Origin of the sequence: Mesorhizobium sp. 8, assembly GCF_006351905.1 — a bacterium.
In the GTDB taxonomy this organism is placed as follows: domain Bacteria; phylum Pseudomonadota; class Alphaproteobacteria; order Rhizobiales; family Rhizobiaceae; genus Mesorhizobium; species Mesorhizobium composti.
Window position 1 is genome coordinate 2,513,106 of record NZ_CP040914.1, and the last position, 15,844, is coordinate 2,528,949.

At 66.0% G+C, this 15,844-nt stretch carries 15 protein-coding genes and 1 other RNA gene; 12 read left to right on the forward strand and 4 right to left on the reverse strand.

Annotated features, from left to right (window positions below):
- Window positions 1-9: 9 nt before the first annotated feature.
- The 4 genes from thiB (at window position 10) to FGU64_RS12195 (ending at window position 5,188) form a co-directional block, all read left to right on the forward strand.
- Window positions 10-1,011 carry a thiamine ABC transporter substrate binding subunit gene (gene thiB, locus FGU64_RS12180; RefSeq protein WP_139953501.1) on the forward strand — a complete coding sequence of 334 codons (1,002 nt, stop codon included), beginning with the start codon at window positions 10-12 and terminating at the stop codon, window positions 1,009-1,011.
- A gap of 144 nt (window positions 1,012-1,155) precedes the next feature.
- The gene (thiP, locus tag FGU64_RS12185; protein ID WP_139953502.1) at window positions 1,156-2,775 is read left to right on the forward strand and encodes a thiamine/thiamine pyrophosphate ABC transporter permease; all 1,620 of its coding nucleotides are present in this window, start codon (window positions 1,156-1,158) and stop codon (window positions 2,773-2,775) included.
- A complete protein-coding gene (gene thiQ / locus FGU64_RS12190) occupies window positions 2,772-3,536 on the forward strand; it encodes a thiamine ABC transporter ATP-binding protein (RefSeq protein ID WP_139953503.1) in 765 nt (254 codons plus the stop codon). The genes thiP and thiQ overlap by 4 nt, the downstream gene beginning before the upstream one ends.
- 182 nt (window positions 3,537-3,718) lie before the next feature.
- Window positions 3,719-5,188 carry a M48 family metalloprotease gene (locus FGU64_RS12195; protein ID WP_180375714.1) on the forward strand — a complete coding sequence of 490 codons (1,470 nt, stop codon included), beginning with the start codon at window positions 3,719-3,721 and terminating at the stop codon, window positions 5,186-5,188.
- 195 nt (window positions 5,189-5,383) lie between these two features.
- Here FGU64_RS12195 and FGU64_RS12200 read toward each other — a convergent pair whose 3' ends face one another.
- Window positions 5,384-6,241 (reverse strand): RNA polymerase factor sigma-32, encoded by an 858-nt coding sequence (locus tag FGU64_RS12200; RefSeq protein WP_136360214.1) that lies wholly within the window; start codon window positions 6,239-6,241, stop codon window positions 5,384-5,386.
- 296 nt (window positions 6,242-6,537) lie between these two features.
- Here FGU64_RS12200 and FGU64_RS12205 point away from each other — a divergent pair, with 296 nt between their 5' ends.
- The 3 genes from FGU64_RS12205 (at window position 6,538) to FGU64_RS12215 (ending at window position 9,046) form a co-directional block, all read left to right on the forward strand.
- Window positions 6,538-7,311, forward strand: coding sequence for an amino acid ABC transporter substrate-binding protein (locus FGU64_RS12205; protein ID WP_139953505.1), 774 nt, complete (start codon window positions 6,538-6,540; stop codon window positions 7,309-7,311).
- 287 nt (window positions 7,312-7,598) lie between these two features.
- Window positions 7,599-8,279, forward strand: coding sequence for an amino acid ABC transporter permease (locus tag FGU64_RS12210; RefSeq protein WP_136360167.1), 681 nt, complete (start codon window positions 7,599-7,601; stop codon window positions 8,277-8,279).
- The gene (locus tag FGU64_RS12215; RefSeq protein WP_139953506.1) at window positions 8,276-9,046 is read left to right on the forward strand and encodes an amino acid ABC transporter ATP-binding protein; all 771 of its coding nucleotides are present in this window, start codon (window positions 8,276-8,278) and stop codon (window positions 9,044-9,046) included. The genes FGU64_RS12210 and FGU64_RS12215 overlap by 4 nt, the downstream gene beginning before the upstream one ends.
- A gap of 34 nt (window positions 9,047-9,080) precedes the next feature.
- On the opposite strand, the gene ssrS is transcribed toward FGU64_RS12215, so the two are convergent.
- Window positions 9,081-9,236, reverse strand: a non-coding RNA gene (gene ssrS, locus FGU64_RS12220) — 6S RNA.
- 166 nt (window positions 9,237-9,402) lie between these two features.
- Between ssrS and FGU64_RS12225 the strand changes: the two genes are divergently transcribed.
- From FGU64_RS12225 to msrB, 4 genes are all read left to right on the forward strand, one after another.
- A complete protein-coding gene (locus FGU64_RS12225) occupies window positions 9,403-10,242 on the forward strand; it encodes a MoxR family ATPase (protein ID WP_139953507.1) in 840 nt (279 codons plus the stop codon).
- Window positions 10,243-11,079: 837 nt separating this feature from the next.
- Window positions 11,080-11,526, forward strand: a complete 447-nt coding sequence (locus FGU64_RS12230; RefSeq protein ID WP_139953508.1) for a GNAT family N-acetyltransferase — start codon at window positions 11,080-11,082, stop codon at window positions 11,524-11,526.
- A 7-nt stretch (window positions 11,527-11,533) separates the two neighbouring features.
- Entirely contained in the window at window positions 11,534-12,724 is a 1,191-nt protein-coding gene (locus tag FGU64_RS12235; RefSeq protein ID WP_139953509.1) for a VWA domain-containing protein, read from the forward strand.
- A gap of 94 nt (window positions 12,725-12,818) precedes the next feature.
- A complete protein-coding gene (gene msrB, locus FGU64_RS12240) occupies window positions 12,819-13,223 on the forward strand; it encodes a peptide-methionine (R)-S-oxide reductase MsrB (protein WP_136360162.1) in 405 nt (134 codons plus the stop codon).
- A 35-nt stretch (window positions 13,224-13,258) separates the two neighbouring features.
- Here msrB and FGU64_RS12245 read toward each other — a convergent pair whose 3' ends face one another.
- Window positions 13,259-13,519: a DUF2312 domain-containing protein gene (locus tag FGU64_RS12245; protein WP_139953510.1), complete on the reverse strand. Its 261-nt coding sequence runs from the start codon at window positions 13,517-13,519 to the stop codon at window positions 13,259-13,261.
- A 234-nt stretch (window positions 13,520-13,753) separates the two neighbouring features.
- Between FGU64_RS12245 and FGU64_RS12250 the strand changes: the two genes are divergently transcribed.
- Window positions 13,754-14,929, forward strand: coding sequence for an MFS transporter (locus FGU64_RS12250; protein WP_139953511.1), 1,176 nt, complete (start codon window positions 13,754-13,756; stop codon window positions 14,927-14,929).
- On the opposite strand, the gene FGU64_RS12255 is transcribed toward FGU64_RS12250, so the two are convergent.
- The gene (locus tag FGU64_RS12255) at window positions 14,914-15,801 is read right to left on the reverse strand and encodes a LysR family transcriptional regulator (RefSeq protein WP_139953512.1); all 888 of its coding nucleotides are present in this window, start codon (window positions 15,799-15,801) and stop codon (window positions 14,914-14,916) included. The genes FGU64_RS12250 and FGU64_RS12255 overlap by 16 nt on opposite strands.
- Window positions 15,802-15,844 lie beyond the last annotated feature (43 nt).

Consider the following 15,844-nt stretch of genomic DNA (forward strand, 5'->3'; position numbering starts at 1 on the left):
GAGGCGCCAATGCGCAGGCTGTTTTCTCTCCTGTTGTCCGTGGCAGCTGTTGCCGCTTTTGCTGCCCCCGTGGCGGCCGCGGAAAAACTGACCGTCTACACCTATGAAAGCTTCACTTCCGAATGGGGTCCCGGCCCCGTGGTGAAGAAGAACTTCGAGGCCGAATGCGCCTGCGAGGTCGATTTCGTCTCGGTGGCGGACGGCGTCGCACTGCTCAACCGGCTCAAGCTGGAAGGCACCTCCACCAAGGCCGACATCGTGCTCGGCCTCGACACCAACCTGACCGCCGAGGCCAAGGCGACCGGCCTGTTTTCGCCGCACGGCGAAGTCTCCGGCGTCACCGTTCCGGGCGGCTGGAGCGACGACACCTTCGTCCCCTACGACTACGGCTATTTCGCCGTCGTCTACGACACAGAAAAGCTGAAGACCCCGCCAGCCAGCCTGAAAGACCTGGTGGAAGGCGATGCGGGGCAAAAGATCGTCATCCAGGATCCGCGCACCTCCACGCCCGGCCTCGGCCTGCTTCTGTGGGTGAAATCGGTCTCTGGCGACGAGGCAGCAAGCGCCTGGGCGAAGCTGAAGGGCCGCGTGCTTACCGTGACGCCCGGCTGGAGCGAGTCCTACGGCCTGTTCACCAAGGGCGAGGCGCCGATGGTGCTGTCCTACACCACTTCGCCGGCCTACCATATGATTGCCGAGAAGACCGAACGCTATCAGGCGGCAAGCTTCTCGGAAGGCCACTATCTCCAGATCGAGGTCGCCGGCATCACCGCCAACGGCGTCAAGAACCCGCTGTCGCAGAAATTCCTGACCTTCATGACCGGCCCCGGCTTCCAGGACGCTGTTCCGGAGACCAACTGGATGTATCCCGCAGGCAAGACCGACAAGCCGCTCGATCCAGCCTTCGACCGGCTGGTCAAGCCGGCAAAGACATTGATGTTCACCCCCGAGGAAGTGGCAAAGAACCGCAAGGCCTGGGTGGACGAATGGCTTTCCGTGATGAGCAAGTGAAGCGAGCAGCGGAATGAAAGTGCCGCCCCTCACCTGCCTGCCGGCATCCTCTCCCCGTAAACGGGGAGAGGCGCGCAGTTGCAGCGTCGGCGTCCCCCTCTCCCCGTTTACGGGGAGAGGGTAAGGGTGAGGGGCAGCGCAACGATGCACAGTTTTCGCCGAAACGACTCCCGCGTCACCCTCGGCGTCCTCGCCCTCGCCTTCGTCGCCACCCTCATCGGTGGCGCGCTTGTCGGCCTGCTCGCCGCAGGCGCCGGTGACCTCTCTGGCGCCGTCTCGGCCTTCGATCCCTATCTCCTGCGCGTCGCCCGCTTCACCCTTTGGCAGGCAGCGCTCTCCACGCTTCTGTCGGTGCTGCCGGCACTGTTCGTGGCGCGCGCGCTGTCCCGCCATCCGCGCTTTTTCGGCCGCACGCTCATCCTCCAGCTTTTCGCCGTGCCGCTGGCCCTGCCCGCGCTGGTGGCAGCCCTCGGCGTGCTGGCGCTCTACGGCCGCGCCGGCTATTTCGCCGGCATCCTGTCGTCGGCCACCGGCAGCGACTGGCCGGGCATCTACGGCCTGTCCGGCATCCTCGTCGCCCATGTCTTCTTCAACCTGCCGCTGGCCACGCGACTGTTCCTCGAAGCCCTGCAGGCCGTCCCCACCGACCAGTGGCGGCTGGCCAGCCAGCTCGGCATGGGACCGGCCGCCACCTTCCGGCTGATCGAAGGACCGGCGCTGCGGCAGGCCCTGCCCGGCATCGCCGGGCTGGTGTTCATGCTGTGCATCACCTCCTTCACCATCGTTTTGACGCTGGGCGGTGGCCCCGCCGCCTCGACGCTGGAGGTCGCCATCTACCAGGCGCTGCGCTTCGATTTCGATCCGGCGCGGGCGGTGGCGCTGACGGCTCTCCAGATCGCGCTGACGGCGGTGGTCGTGACCCTGCTTGCCCGGCTCGGTGCCGACATGACCGGCGAATCGAGCCTCAGCGTCGCGCCGCGCCGCTATACGACGCCGTCCGTGGCGGGGACCGCTTTCGACGCCGCGCTGATCGTCGCAGCACTCGCCTTCGTCGCCGGGCCGATGCTGGCGACGGTCGCCGCCGGCCTGCAGGCCGATCTCGCGCGACTGGTCGGCGAAGCCTCGGTGCAGAAGGCGGCGCTGACCAGCATCCTGCTCGCCTTCGTCTCCGCCGTGCTCGCGGCGGTGCTGTCGCTGGCGCTTGCCATGGCACGCCGCGCGCTGGCGCTTGCCCGCCGCAACGGCCCCCGTTCGATGCTGGAATTCTTCACCGACACCGGCGCCGGTTTCGTTCTGGTGGTGCCGCCCATCGTCATCGGCGCCGGCTGGTTCCTGGCGCTGCGCCATCTCGGCACCGTCTTCGGCGCGGCGCCCGTCATGGTCGCGGCGGTGAACGCGGTGATGGCCATGCCCTTCGCCATCCGCGCCGTGCGGCCAGCCTACGACGCCGCCAGCGAACGGCACGAGCGGCTCGCCGCCCAGCTCGGCATTGCCGGCTGGAACCGCTTCCGCCTCATCGACTGGCCGGTCCTGCGGCGCCCGCTCGCCACCGCCTTCGCCTTCGCCATGGCGCTGTCGCTCGGCGACCTCGGCGTCATCGCCCTGTTCGGTTCGGATTCCATGCAGACCCTGCCCTATCTTCTGCTTGCCCGCATGGGCAGCTATCGCACGGCGGATGCCGCCGGCCTGGCGCTCATCCTCGGGCTGGTATGCCTGCTTCTGGTGTTTGCCGCCGACCGGCTCGGAAAGGAGCGGACCGCATGAGTGCGAACGAGCACAGGGGCGCTGCCGTGCAGCTGGACGATGTCGCCTTCAGCTACGGCGAGGCGACCTTCCGCTTCGATGCCGCCTTTCCCGCCGGCGCGATCACCGCCGTGATGGGGCCGAGCGGCTCGGGAAAGTCCACCTTGCTCAACCTCGTCGCCGGCTTCGAGGTGCCGCAATCGGGCCGCGTGCTGATCGACGGCGTCGATGTCTCGGACGCATCGCCGGCCGCCCGGCCGGTCTCCATGGTCTTCCAGGAAAATAACCTGTTTTCCCATCTCAGCGTCGAGCGCAATGTCGGGCTCGGCCGCTCGCCTTCGCTGAAACTGACGGCGGAGGACCGCGCGGCGATCTCGGCCGCGCTCGAGCGCACCGGGCTTGCCGGCAAACAGAAGCGCCTGCCGCGCGAACTTTCCGGCGGCGAACGCCAGCGCGTCGCGCTGGCGCGCGTCCTGGTGCGCGACCGCCCGGTGCTGCTGCTCGACGAGCCTTTCGCGTCGCTCGGCCCGGCGCTGCGCGCCGACATGCTCGACCTCGTCGCCGACCTGCACGGCGAAAAGGGCATGACGGTGCTGTTCGTCACCCACCAGCCGCAGGATGCCGAACGCATTGCCGATCACGTCGTCTTCCTCGAGGACGGCGCGATCGCCGCAACGGGGCCGGCGCGCGATTTCTTCGCCGGCACTGGACCCGAGGCGTTCCAGCGCTATATCGGCACGCAAGACGGCCGATCACGCGATGTTGCCCGCAAGCCGACATAATTGAGGGCCAAGGACGGCGAAGCGGCGGCGAAGCGCCGGTCCGGCTACGGAACGGGCTGGAGCCCGCCTCCGAACTGCGATACGCAAGACGGGCCCGGCTGCCTGATTTGCCGAAACGAACCGGAAAGGAAGCCGACCTGCCGACCGGCCTCGATACGCTCCCGACCCAGACCGCGGGCCGCCTGAAGCGGCTGGCGCGTGCGATCGCGCTCGCCTCGCTGGCGGCCGTGCTGGCCGCCTGCCAGTCGATCATGCCGGACCGAGTGGAGGAATCCGGCTTCCAGCCGTCCGACAGGCCGGTCACGGTCGACAACGTCACCGCCAACAGCAAGCTGGCGGAACTCGCCAGGGCGCAGCATCCGCGCATCCTCGCCACCTATGGCGGCGAATATTCCGACCCCAAGCTGGAACGCATGGTGGCCAAGGTGGTCGGCAGCCTGACCACGGTGTCGGCCAACCCGACGCAGACCTATCGCATCACCATCCTGAATTCGCCCAACGTCAACGCCTTCGCGCTGCCGGGCGGCTATCTCTACATCACCCGCGGCCTCTTGGCGCTGGCCAACGATTCGGCCGAGCTCGCCGCCGTCATCGCCCACGAGATGGGCCACGTCACCGCCAACCACGGGCTGGCGCGGCAGAAGCTGGAAGCCGAGGAAGGCCTCGCCACCAAGGTCGTCTCCGACGTGCTGGGCGACAGCCCGACGGCGCGCGCCGCCCTGATCCGCAACAAGCTCAAGCTGGCGCAGTTCTCGCGCAACCAGGAACTGGAGGCGGACGCCATCGGCATCAAGTCGGTCGGCGAGGCCGGCTACGATCCCTATGCGGCGAGCCGCTTCCTGCAATCGATGTCGGCCTACACCGATTTCCGCTCGGTCAGCGGCGCCACCGACCCCAGCCTGGATTTCCTCGCCACGCATCCGAACACGCCGCAGCGCATCGAGCTGGCGCAGCGCCACGCCCGCGCTTTCGGCCCGCCGGGCGTCGGCACCCGCGACCGCGATTCCTATCTCGCCGGCATCGACGGCATCCTCTACGGCGACACGCCCGAGGAAGGCTATGTGCGCGGCAACACCTTCCTGCATCCGAAGCTAGGGGTCGCCTTCTCGGTGCCGGACGGCTTCATCATCGACAATTCGGCGAGCGCCGTGACCGCCACCGGTCCCGGCAACATGGCGATCCGTTTCGACGGCGTTTCGCTCGACCAGAATCGCGCGCTGACCGATTATGTCCGCAGCGGCTGGGTGGCGGGCCTGGACGACGCCAGCGTGCATCCCGAGACCATCAATGGCAACGAGGCGGTGGTGGCCAAGGCCAGCGCCGACGGCTGGCGCTTCGACATCGCCGTCATCCGCGCCGGCGGCCAGGTCTACCGGCTGCTCACCGCCGCGCCCGCCGCCAGCACCACGCTCGATCCGGTGGCGCGCTCCGTCAGCGGCACCTTCCGCCTCCTCAGCGCACAGGAGAAGGCGGCGCTGAAGCCGCTGCGCGTCCGCGTCGTCGCCGTCCGGGCCGGCCAGACGATGGGCACGCTGGCCGCGCAGATGACCGGCGTCGACCGCAAGCTAGACCTGTTCAAGGTGCTGAACGCCATCGGCCCCGCCGGCAACGTCTCGGCCGGCGACAAGGTAAAGATCGTCACCGACAGGTAGGGTGCGTCCTTCGAGGCTCGCCCCATTCCGATTTTCCCGGCATTCGCAGGTCGTGCGGCTCGCACCTCAGGATGAGGCAAGCCGGTTGCAGGGCCAACGAAGGAAGCGGGCACCGGCAGTCATCCTGAGGTGCGAGCCCTCGCCGACGATGAAGATTGTACGCGAAGCCAAAAAGGCGAGCCTCGAAGGACGCACTCACGCCGCCTTCAGGAACTCCGGATTCTGCTCGACCAGCGCCGCCTTGAGCTTTTCCATGGCGCGCGCCTCGATCTGGCGCACGCGCTCCTTGGAGATGCCGAGCGCCGTGCCCAATTCCTCCAGCGTCGCGCCCTCGTCGGTGAGCCGGCGGCGCTCGATGATGTGGAGTTCGCGTTCGTTGAGCGAGGAAAGGGCGGCATGCAGCCAGATCGAACGCCGCTCGACATCGATCGCCTCGCCGGCGATCTCGTCGGGCAAGGGCTCTTCGTCGACGAGGAAATCCTGCCTCTCCTCGCTGCCCTCCTCCGCCAGCGGCACGTTGAGCGAAGAATCGGGGGCCGACAGCCTGGAATCCATCCGCGCCACGTCGGCTTCCGGCACGCCGAGCTTGATCGACACATGCCGGTAGAGCGCCTCGCTGGTCAGCGGCCCGGCCCCGCTGGCGAGCCGCGCCCTCAGCCTGCGCAGATTGAAGAAAAGCGCCTTTTGCGCCGACGACGTGCCGCCGCGCACGATCGACCAGTTGCGCAGGATATAGTCCTGCATGGCGGCGCGGATCCACCACGTCGCATAGGTGGAAAAGCGCACCTCGCGCTCCGGTTCGAAGCGGGCGGCGGCCTCCAGCAGGCCGACATGGCCCTCCTGCACGAGGTCGCCGATGGGCAGGCCGAAATGGCGGAACTTCGCCGCCATGGCGACGACGAGGCGCATGTGCGCCAACGCAATGCGATGCATCGCCTGGCGGTCGGCCTTCTCCTTCCAGCGCAGCGCCAGTTCGTGCTCCTCGGCCCGGCCGAGATAGGGTGCCTGCATCGCCGCACGAATGAACGTGCGTCCGGCACGGTCCTGCATCATCATCCGCGCTCCCGCAAAACCCGTCGCGCCGGCCTTGAAGACAAGCCACAGCGCCCTAGAACGCGTCACAACGCGGAAGACCCGGTATTTGTTCCGCCCGCGCCGTGTCTTGTGTTGCCGTGGCGGCGGGGATGGGCGCGCGCAAATAGTCCACAAACAGGCAAATCAATGGTATCAGATTTCAGAAAGCGCGTTGAATTGAAAATTGATTCCTTAAGCCTGCACCACGCTTCTGCGAGATTGCAGCACCTCACCAGCACCGGCAAACGTCGGTCGAAAAACGGGACTTCAAGACCATGAAAAGGCTCATCACCCTGCTTGCCGCCGGCGCGCTGTCGCTGGCCGCGGTTGCCGCCGCCCAGGCCGGCGCCGACTTCGACAAGATCAAGAAGTCCGGCGAATTCCGCATCGGCACCGAAGGCACCTACGCCCCCTTCACCTATCACGACGCCGACAACAAGCTGGTCGGCTTCGACGTCGAGATCGGCCGCGAGGTCGCCAAGCGCCTTGGCGTCGAGGCGAAGTTCCAGGAGGGCAAGTGGGATGGCCTGATCGCCGGCCTCGACGCCGACCGCTACGACGCCGTCATCAACCAGGTCGGCATCACCAAGGAACGCAAGAAGAAGTACGACTTCTCCGATCCCTACATCGCCTCCAAGGCGGTGCTGATCGTCAAGGCCGACAATGCCGACATCAAGGGCTTCGCCGACCTGAAGGGCAAGAAGTCGGCGCAGTCGCTGACCTCCAACTTCGGCAAGCTGGCCGAGAAGAACGGCGCCGAACTGGTCGGCACCGACGGCTTCGACCAGTCGATCCAGCTCGTGCTCACCGGCCGCGCCGACGCCACCATCAACGACAGCCTGTCCTTCTACGATTTCAAGAAGCACAAGCCCGACGCCGCCGTGAAGATCGCCGCGCAGGAAAAGAACGCCGACTATTCCGGCATCATCGTGCGCAAGGGCGACGCCGAACTGGTCGCCGCCATCAACAAGGCGCTGGCCGACATCAAGGCCGACGGCACCTACAAGAAGATCGCCGACACCTATTTCGGCCAGGACGTTTCCCAGTAGGGGCACGGCGACCCATAAAGTTCATGCGGCGCGCGGTTTCCCGGGCGCCGCTTTTCTTGTGATATCGGCCGTCGTAAGTATCGAGCGCTGGGCGCTGCCCCTCACCTGCCTGCCGGCATCCTCTCCCCGTAAACGGGGCGAGGACAGAAGCGGCGACCGTGCGGCCAATCTCCTTCTCCCCGTTTACGGAGAGAAGGTCCCGGCAGGGGGATGAGGGGTGGCGCGAATGTTCGAGGCAAGGCCTCATCGAGAGCCGCGCTCGAACCCGTGGCCGAGGAGTAAAAAGAGTGCCAGACTGGCTGCAACTGATGCTGGATTCGCTACCCAAGCTTCTATGGGCGGCGCTGCTCTTCACCGCGCCGCTGACGCTTCTGTCCTTCGTCCTCGGGCTCGCCGTCGGGCTGCTGACCGCGCTGGCGCGCCTGTTCGGCCCGAAGCCGCTGGTAGCCGTCGCGCGCTTCTATGTCTGGATTTTTCGCGGCACGCCGCTTCTGGTGCAGCTTTTCCTGATCTTCTACGGCCTGCCTTCCGCCGGCATCCTGCTCGACGCCTTCACCGCAGCCCTCATCGGCTTCACCTTGAACATCGGCGCCTATTCGTCCGAGATCATCCGCGCCGTCATCGCCTCGGTGCCGCGTGGCCAGTGGGAGGCGGCCTATTCCATCGGCATGAGCTGGAGCCAGGCGATGCGCCGCACCATCCTGCCGCAGGCCGCCCGCACCGCCGTGCCGCCGCTCTCCAACACCTTCATTTCGCTGGTCAAGGACACCTCGCTGGCGGCCGCCATCACCGTGCCGGAGATGTTCCAGGCCGCCCAGCGCATCGTCGCCACCACCTACGAGCCGCTGATCCTCTACATCGAAGCCGCCCTCCTCTATCTCGCCATGAGTTCGGTGCTGTCGGCGCTGCAGGTTCGGCTGGAGGAACGGCTCAACCGCTATGGCGGCTTCCTGGAGGCGCGCGCATGATCGAGCTGAAGGATATCGAAAAGCGATTCGGCGACAACGTCGTCCTGAAGGACGTTTCCGTCACCATGGCCGAGCGCAGCGTCACCGCGCTCGTCGGTCCCTCGGGCGGGGGAAAAAGCACGCTGCTGCGCTGCATCAACCTTCTGGAACTGCCCAATGCCGGCACGGTCAAGATCGGCGAGGAAGAACTTACCTTCGGCACCGGCCGGCGCGTCGCCACCGGCGACATCCAGCGCCTGCGCCGCCAGACCGGCATGGTGTTCCAGAACTTCCAGCTTTTCCCGCATCGCACGGCGATCGAAAACGTCATGGAAGGGCTGACGGTCGTGCTGAAATGGCCGGAAGCCAAGGCCCGCGAACGGGCGATGGAACTGCTGGAGAAGGTCGGCATGGCGGCCAAGGCCGACGCCTGGCCGGCGACGCTGTCGGGCGGCCAGCAGCAGCGCGTGGCGATCGCGCGCGCGCTGGCGCCCTCGCCGCGCGTGCTTCTGTGCGACGAGCCGACCTCGGCGCTCGATCCGGAACTCGCGCAGGAAGTGGTCGACGTGCTCGACCGGCTGGCTGAGGAAGGCACCACTATGGTGATGGCGACGCACGATTTGCGCCTCGCCTCCAAGGTCGCCGACGAGGTGATCTTCCTCGAGGCGGGCATCGTCGTCGAGAAAGGCCCGGCCGCCGAGGTCTTCGGCAACCCGCAGCGTGAGCGGACAAAACGCTTCATCGCCACGCTGCGGCACGAGCAGGAAAGCGCCGCGCGGCACGCCTGACAGATTGTGGATATGGATTGTTGCTTTGGAAAAGTGACGATCCACGCAACCGGTGGAGAAGTCGATCCCGGGAACCTACAAAGTAGGTGGGCGCCATATGTCCAAGCCCACGGGCCTGGCCAGGGACAGCTCCCTAGGGATCAATAAGGCCCCGGGGAAATGTCTCTCCTGCCGCGAGGCGCAGACCGTCGGGGTCCAATATAGAGCGTGGCGAAGGCGTTCGCCAGCGGGAAGGCACAGCGCCGTCGAATTTCCCCTCTCCGTCGCCGCTGCGCGGCGCCGCCCCTCAAACGTGCCGGTTGCACCAACCGCCATCTGCTTCTAGACCGGTTGGACGTTGAGAATGGAGTTCAGGAATGCGTTTCGAAGGCACGGCCGCCTATGTCGCCGACAAGGACCTGATGGTGGCGGTCAATGCCGCGATCGCGCTGGAGCGGCCGCTGCTGGTCAAGGGGGAACCCGGCACCGGCAAGACCGAACTGGCGAGGCAGGTGGCGGCCGCACTCGGCCTCGATCTGATCGAATGGAACGTGAAGTCAACCACGCGCGCCCAACAAGGCCTTTACGAATACGATGCCGTCTCGCGCCTGCGCGATAGCCAGCTGGGCGACGAGCGTTTCAACGATATCGGCAACTACATCAAACGCGGCAAATTGTGGGACGCCTTCGCCGCCGATAAAAAGGTCGTGCTCCTGATCGACGAGATCGACAAGGCCGACATCGAGTTTCCCAACGACCTGTTGCAGGAACTCGACCGCATGGAGTTCTTCGTCTACGAGACGGGCGAGACGATCCGCGCCGCCAATCGCCCCATCGTCATCATCACCTCCAACAACGAAAAGGAACTGCCGGACGCCTTCCTGCGCCGCTGCTTCTTCCACTACATCCGCTTCCCGGACATGGAGACGCTGCAAAAAATCGTCGACGTGCACTATCCCGGCATCAAGCAGAACCTCGTGCGCGCCGCACTCACCCAATTCTATGAGATCCGCGAAGTGCCCGGCCTGAAGAAGAAGCCTTCGACCTCCGAAGCGCTCGACTGGATCCGCCTTCTGGTCGCCGACGACGTCGATCCCGCCGATCTGCGCGGAGACCCGAAGAACGCGCTGCCCAAGCTGCACGGCGCGCTGCTTAAGAACGAGCAGGACGTGCATCTGTTCGAGCGACTGGCCTTCATGGCGAGAAGGCAGGGGTGATCGCGCCGCCTTCCCTCTTCGCGTTACCGGTAGGCTATCGCATATTGATTTTTCCTCATTTCAATCGATGCAGACCCCTGTCCCCTCCCCGCAAGGGGGAGGGACTTGCGGTGTTGCTACAGCCTGCCAACCTTGCTGGTTTTAGACAAAACGGCGGCATCAGCGTCTCCCTCCCCCTTGTGGCAGGGCTATCGCCTATGGCGCTCCCCCTCTCCGTCTTGCTTCGCAAGCCACCTCTCCCCCACTTCGTGAGGGGAGAGGATGGGCACCAAGTTGCGGCCGGCCTATCCTCTCCACCCGAAACGGGGGGAGAGGTGGCGCGCCCGCAGGGCGCGACGGAGAGGGGGAGCGCCATATGCGATAGCCCTACTGTAAACGGGGAGAGGGCGACGCCCATGCCGCGCCTCCTTCCGCGAAAAATCTTCCCGAAATCTATCCCCGTCCTTTCCGCCCGCTCTATACTGCCCGTCATCTCCTGTGCGGGAACGCGGGTCGCGAACCGGGCGCTTGTGGCAGGAGACGGTGCCGGGCTGGTCGTCTACGGTAGGCGGCTGGGCGATGAACCCCCAAGTCCGGGCCTCGACCGAGCCAGCGGGCCGCCCGAAAGGCGGCAGCGCCCCTCGGGGAGGCAAGACACCGGCGGGCGCGGGATGCCGCGCCATACCTTAACTTAGCAGGCACGGCCCCCGCGCCCGCTTCCCGACCTCAGGCATAAGAGGTCAGCTCTTTGACAAAGGCCAGGGCCGAAAGGCAGCGTGGCAACGGAAAAGCCTGCCCTGTCCTATCGCCGCCTGCGACCGCGGCCGCTAGAACAGGTCGCCAATCGGGAGGAAAACCATGTCCGCCATCATCGTTCGTCCCTTGCAGGAATCCGACCACGCCGACTGGCGCCGGCTGTGGACGGCCTATCTCGAATTCTACAAGACGACGGTGCCCGAGGAAGTCTATCGGACCACTTGGAAGCGCCTCTTCACGGCCGGTGAGTTCGAGCCCAAGGGCCTCATCGCCCTGCTGGACGGCAAAGCCGTCGGCCTGACGCATTATCTCTACCACCGCTCCTGCTGGTCGCTGGTGAACAACTGCTATCTGCAGGACCTGTTCGCCGACCCGGACGCGCGCGGCAAGGGCGTCGGCGCGGCCCTCATCGAGGCGGTCAAGCAGGAGGCGGCGAAGATCGGCGTCGCCAACGTCTACTGGATGACGCACGAAACCAACGCCACGGCGCGAAAGCTCTACGACTACGTGGCGCGGCGGACCGGGTTTATCGAATACGATCTGTTGTAGGAGAAAAATGTTCCTTCCCTTCTTCCTCGAACTGAAAGCGGCGAAAATCCCCGTCTCGCTCCGGGAATATCTGTCGCTGCTGGAAGGGCTGGAGGCCGGGCTGGTCGACTACGACGTCGAGGGCTTCTACTACCTCGCCCGCTCGGCGCTGGTGAAGGACGAGCGCCATATCGACCGCTTCGACCAGGTTTTTTCGCATGTCTTCAAGGGGTTGGAGGCGCTGTCGGGCGAAGCCGGCGTCGATGTCGCCAACCTGCCGGAAGACTGGCTACGCAAGCTCGCCGAAAAACACCTGACCGACGAGGAGAAGAAACTGGTCGAGGCCCTCGGCGGCTTCGACAAGCTGATGGAGACGCTGAGAGAGCGCCTGGAGGAGCAGAAGGGTCGCCACCAGGGTGGCTCGAAATGGATCGGCACAGCCGGCACCTCGCCCTTCGGCGCCTATGGCTACAATCCCGAAGGCGTGCGCATCGGCCAGCACGAAAGCCGCCACCGTCGCGCCGTGAAGGTGTGGGACAAGCGCGAGTTCAAAAATTTCGACGACACGGTCGAGCTCGGCACGCGCAACATCAAGGTGGCGCTGAAACGCCTGCGCCGCTGGGTGCGCGAGGGCGCGGAGGAGGAATTCGACCTGCCCGGCACCATCCACGCCACCGCCGAGCACGGCTATCTCGACGTCAGGACGCGGCCGGAACGGCGCAACGCGGTGAAGCTCCTGATGTTCTTCGACGTCGGCGGCTCGATGGACGACCACATCAGGGCCGTCGAGGAACTGTTTTCCGCCGCCCGCGCCGAGTTCCGGCACATGGAATATTTCTATTTCCACAATTGCCTCTACGAAGGCGTGTGGAAGGACAATCGCCGCCGCCGTTCCGAGACGCTGCCGACCTTCGACGTGCTGCATAAATACGGGCCGGACTACAAGGTCGTCTTCGTCGGCGACGCCTCGATGAGCCCCTACGAGATCGCCACGCCGGGCGGCTCGGTCGAGCACTGGAACAAGGAGGCGGGGGCGGTCTGGCTTACCCGCGTGCTCGACCAGTGGCCGCATGCTGTCTGGCTCAACCCGACGCCGGAAAAACACTGGGGCTACACGCATTCGATCGGCATGGTGCGCGAACTCTTCGCCGGCCGCATGTTTGCGCTGACGCTGGCCGGGCTCGAAGCGGCGACGAAGGAATTGTCGCGCAGGCATTGAGGCTCTCGCCGCTGGGCAAAGCCGTAACAAATACCTATGTTGAGGCGAATTCCACGATGATACCAACAACAAGCCGCAAAGGCAGGAGACAAGCATGGACACCCACACCTATCCCGTGACCCGCACCGACGCCGAATGGCGCGCCCTGCTGACGCCGGAGCAATACGCCGTCATGCGCGGCCACGGCACCGAGCGGCCGGGAAGCTGCGCGCTGCTGCACGAACACCGCCCGGGCGCCTTCCATTGCGCCGGCTGCGACAGCGCGCTTTTCGAAGCCACGCTGAAATTCGAAAGCGGCACCGGTTGGCCAAGCTTCAACGACCCGGTTCCGGGTTCGGTTGAAACGACGGTGGATCGCAGCCACGGCATGGTGCGCACCGAAGTCCACTGCGCCACCTGCGGCAGTCATTTGGGCCATGTCTTCCCCGACGGCCCGCCGCCGACAGGCCTCCGCTACTGCGTCAACGGTGTCGCGCTGAAATTCGAGCCGGCCGCCTGATCGACAGAACGGCGAGGCAAGGGCACCCCTTGCGGTCACGCCATGCCGAGCGCGGCCTTGTAGAGATCGAGGATCGACTCTTCTTCCTGCCGCTCGGCCTGGTCCTGCTTGCGCAGCCGGACAAGCGTGCGGATGGCCTTGGTGTCGAAGCCCGTGCCCTTTGCTTCCGCGTACACTTCCTTGATGTCGTCGGCGATCGTCTTCTTTTCTTCCTCAAGCCGCTCGATACGCTCGATCAGGGCGCGCAACTGGCCGGCGGCGACCGTCTGGCTGGTTTCGGTGATTTCGTCGGCCATCGTTTTCTCCATATGGGGCACGCCGCGACTCGACTGTCGCCAGCTTCATGTTCGGGCGCTTCGATGCCCGACCGCCGCGCGCGGGTCAAGCCGGACCGGCATTGCAGTTGCCATGCCTGTGACTTGCCCACGCCGGTCTTGACGCTGGATCGGGATTTTCGCCGCCATGCCGCTTGACTGCCGTTTGAATCGATCTAATTTCCGCGCGTCCCCGGCCTCAGGCGAGAACGCCCCATGCAAACGACCAACGTCCTGCAAACCGCCGTTCGCGGCCGCTGGGCGGTCGCCACGATGTTCTTCGTCAACGGTTTCCTGACCGGTAGCTGGGCGCCGCAGATTCCTGTCTTTCTCGAGCGGCTCGCCATCTCGAAATTCACGCTGGGCGTGCTGATCCTGGTCTTCGGCCTCGGCGCGCTCACCTTCATGCCGCTTTCCGGCTACCTGATGTCCCGCAATGGTTCGCGCACGGTCGTGCGCGGCTTCGGCGCCGTCGCCGTCTTCGGCCTGCTCCTGGTGGCGTTGGCGCCCAACGTCGTCCTGGCCGCGCCCGCCATGTTCCTCTTCGGCGGCCTCATCGGCGGCATGGATGTCGCCATGAATGCCAATGCGGTCGCCGTCGAGCGGCGCCTGTCGAAGGCGGTGATGTCGTCCTCGCACGGCTTCTGGAGCCTCGGCGGCTTCGCTGGCGGCGGCCTCGGCGGCATCACCATCCAGGCCTTCGGCCACGTCGCCCATGCGGCGCTCGTGACCGCGGCGGCACTCGTCCTGTTCCTGGCGGCCGCCCGCCACCTGATCGCCGAGGCGAAACCCGCCATTCACGAACACCACAGGTTCACCCTGCCGCGCACGGCCACCGTCTATCTGGTCGGGCTCATGGCGCTGCTGTCGATGATTCCCGAAGGCGCGATCCTCGATTGGGCGGCCCTGCATCTCCAGCAGGAACTCGGCGCCGACCTCGCCACGGCGGGGCTGGCTTTTGCCTTCTTCTCGGCGGCCATGTCTGTGATGCGCTTCGCCGGCGACAGCGTGCGCAACCGTTTCGGCGCCGTGACGACGCTGCGCGTGTCAAGTCTGATCGCCGCCGGCGGCATGCTTGTGGCGGCGCTGTCGCCCTGGCCCTGGCTGGCCATCGCCGCCTTCGCCTTCTGCGGGCTGGGCATCGCTAATATGGTGCCGATCGCCTTCTCGGCCGGCGGCAACCAGCCCGGCATGGCATCGGGCACGGGCATGAGCGTGGTCACCACCATGGGCTATTCCGGCATCCTGATCGCGCCTTCCGCGATCGGTTTCGCCGCCGAACACATCGGCTTTTCGCCGATCTTCATGGCGCTGGCCGGCTTCCTGGTGATCGTGTGCCTGATGGCGAACCTCGCACACACCGCCGACTTCGCGCCTCAGCCGGCGGAGTAGCGCTTCAGCTCCTCGTGGAGAAAATCGGCCACCCGGCGTATGCGCACGCTAGTGCGCACGTCGCGGTGCATGGCCAGCCACACCGGCAGCACCGGCAGCGGCAGGCCGGGAAGCACGATCTCGACGGTTGGATCGCGTCTGGCCAGCGGCTCCTGCCCGATGCCGATGCCGTTTCCAGCACGAACCGCTTCCCACAGCACGATCTGGTTGTCGGTGCGCAGGCCGAACGCGCCGCGCGACAGCACCAGACCGAACCCGGCGAAACCGCGGACGATCTCGTCGCTGCGGTCGAATCCGATCAGACGGTGGCCGCGCAGATCGGCCGGCACCTGAGGGCGGCCGCTGCGGTCCAGATAGGGTCCGGCCGCCGCAAGGCAGAGCGGGATATCCGCCACCTTGCGCGCCACCAGTTCGTTCTGCGCCGGCCGCACCATGCGGATGGCGATGTCGGCGTCGCGCCGCAGCAGGTTCTCGACCTGGTTGGAAGCGACGACCTCGACCTCGATGCCGGGCTCCTCGACGCCGAGGCGGGCCGTGATGCCGGGCAGGACATAGGCGGCCACCACCTCGCTCGCCGCGATGCGAACCGTACCCTCGATCGCCTCGACCGAGCCGAGCGCCAGCATGGAGAAGGCGGCCGCCTCGTCCGACACCGTCTTGCCGCGCTCGTAAAGCATCGCCCCCGCTTCCGTGAGCTGGTAGCCGCGCCGGCCCCGCCGGAACAGCGTGACTCCCAGCGCCGTCTCCAGCTCGGCGATATGACGGCCGAGGGTCGGCTGGCTGGCGCTCAGGCGACGTGAGGCGGCGGACAGGCTGCCCGCTTCCGCCACGGCGACGAAGCTCTTGATGAGGTTCCAGTCGAGATCGGTCATCAATTCATAATTGAATATCTGAAGATCATTCTTCGCCAATTTT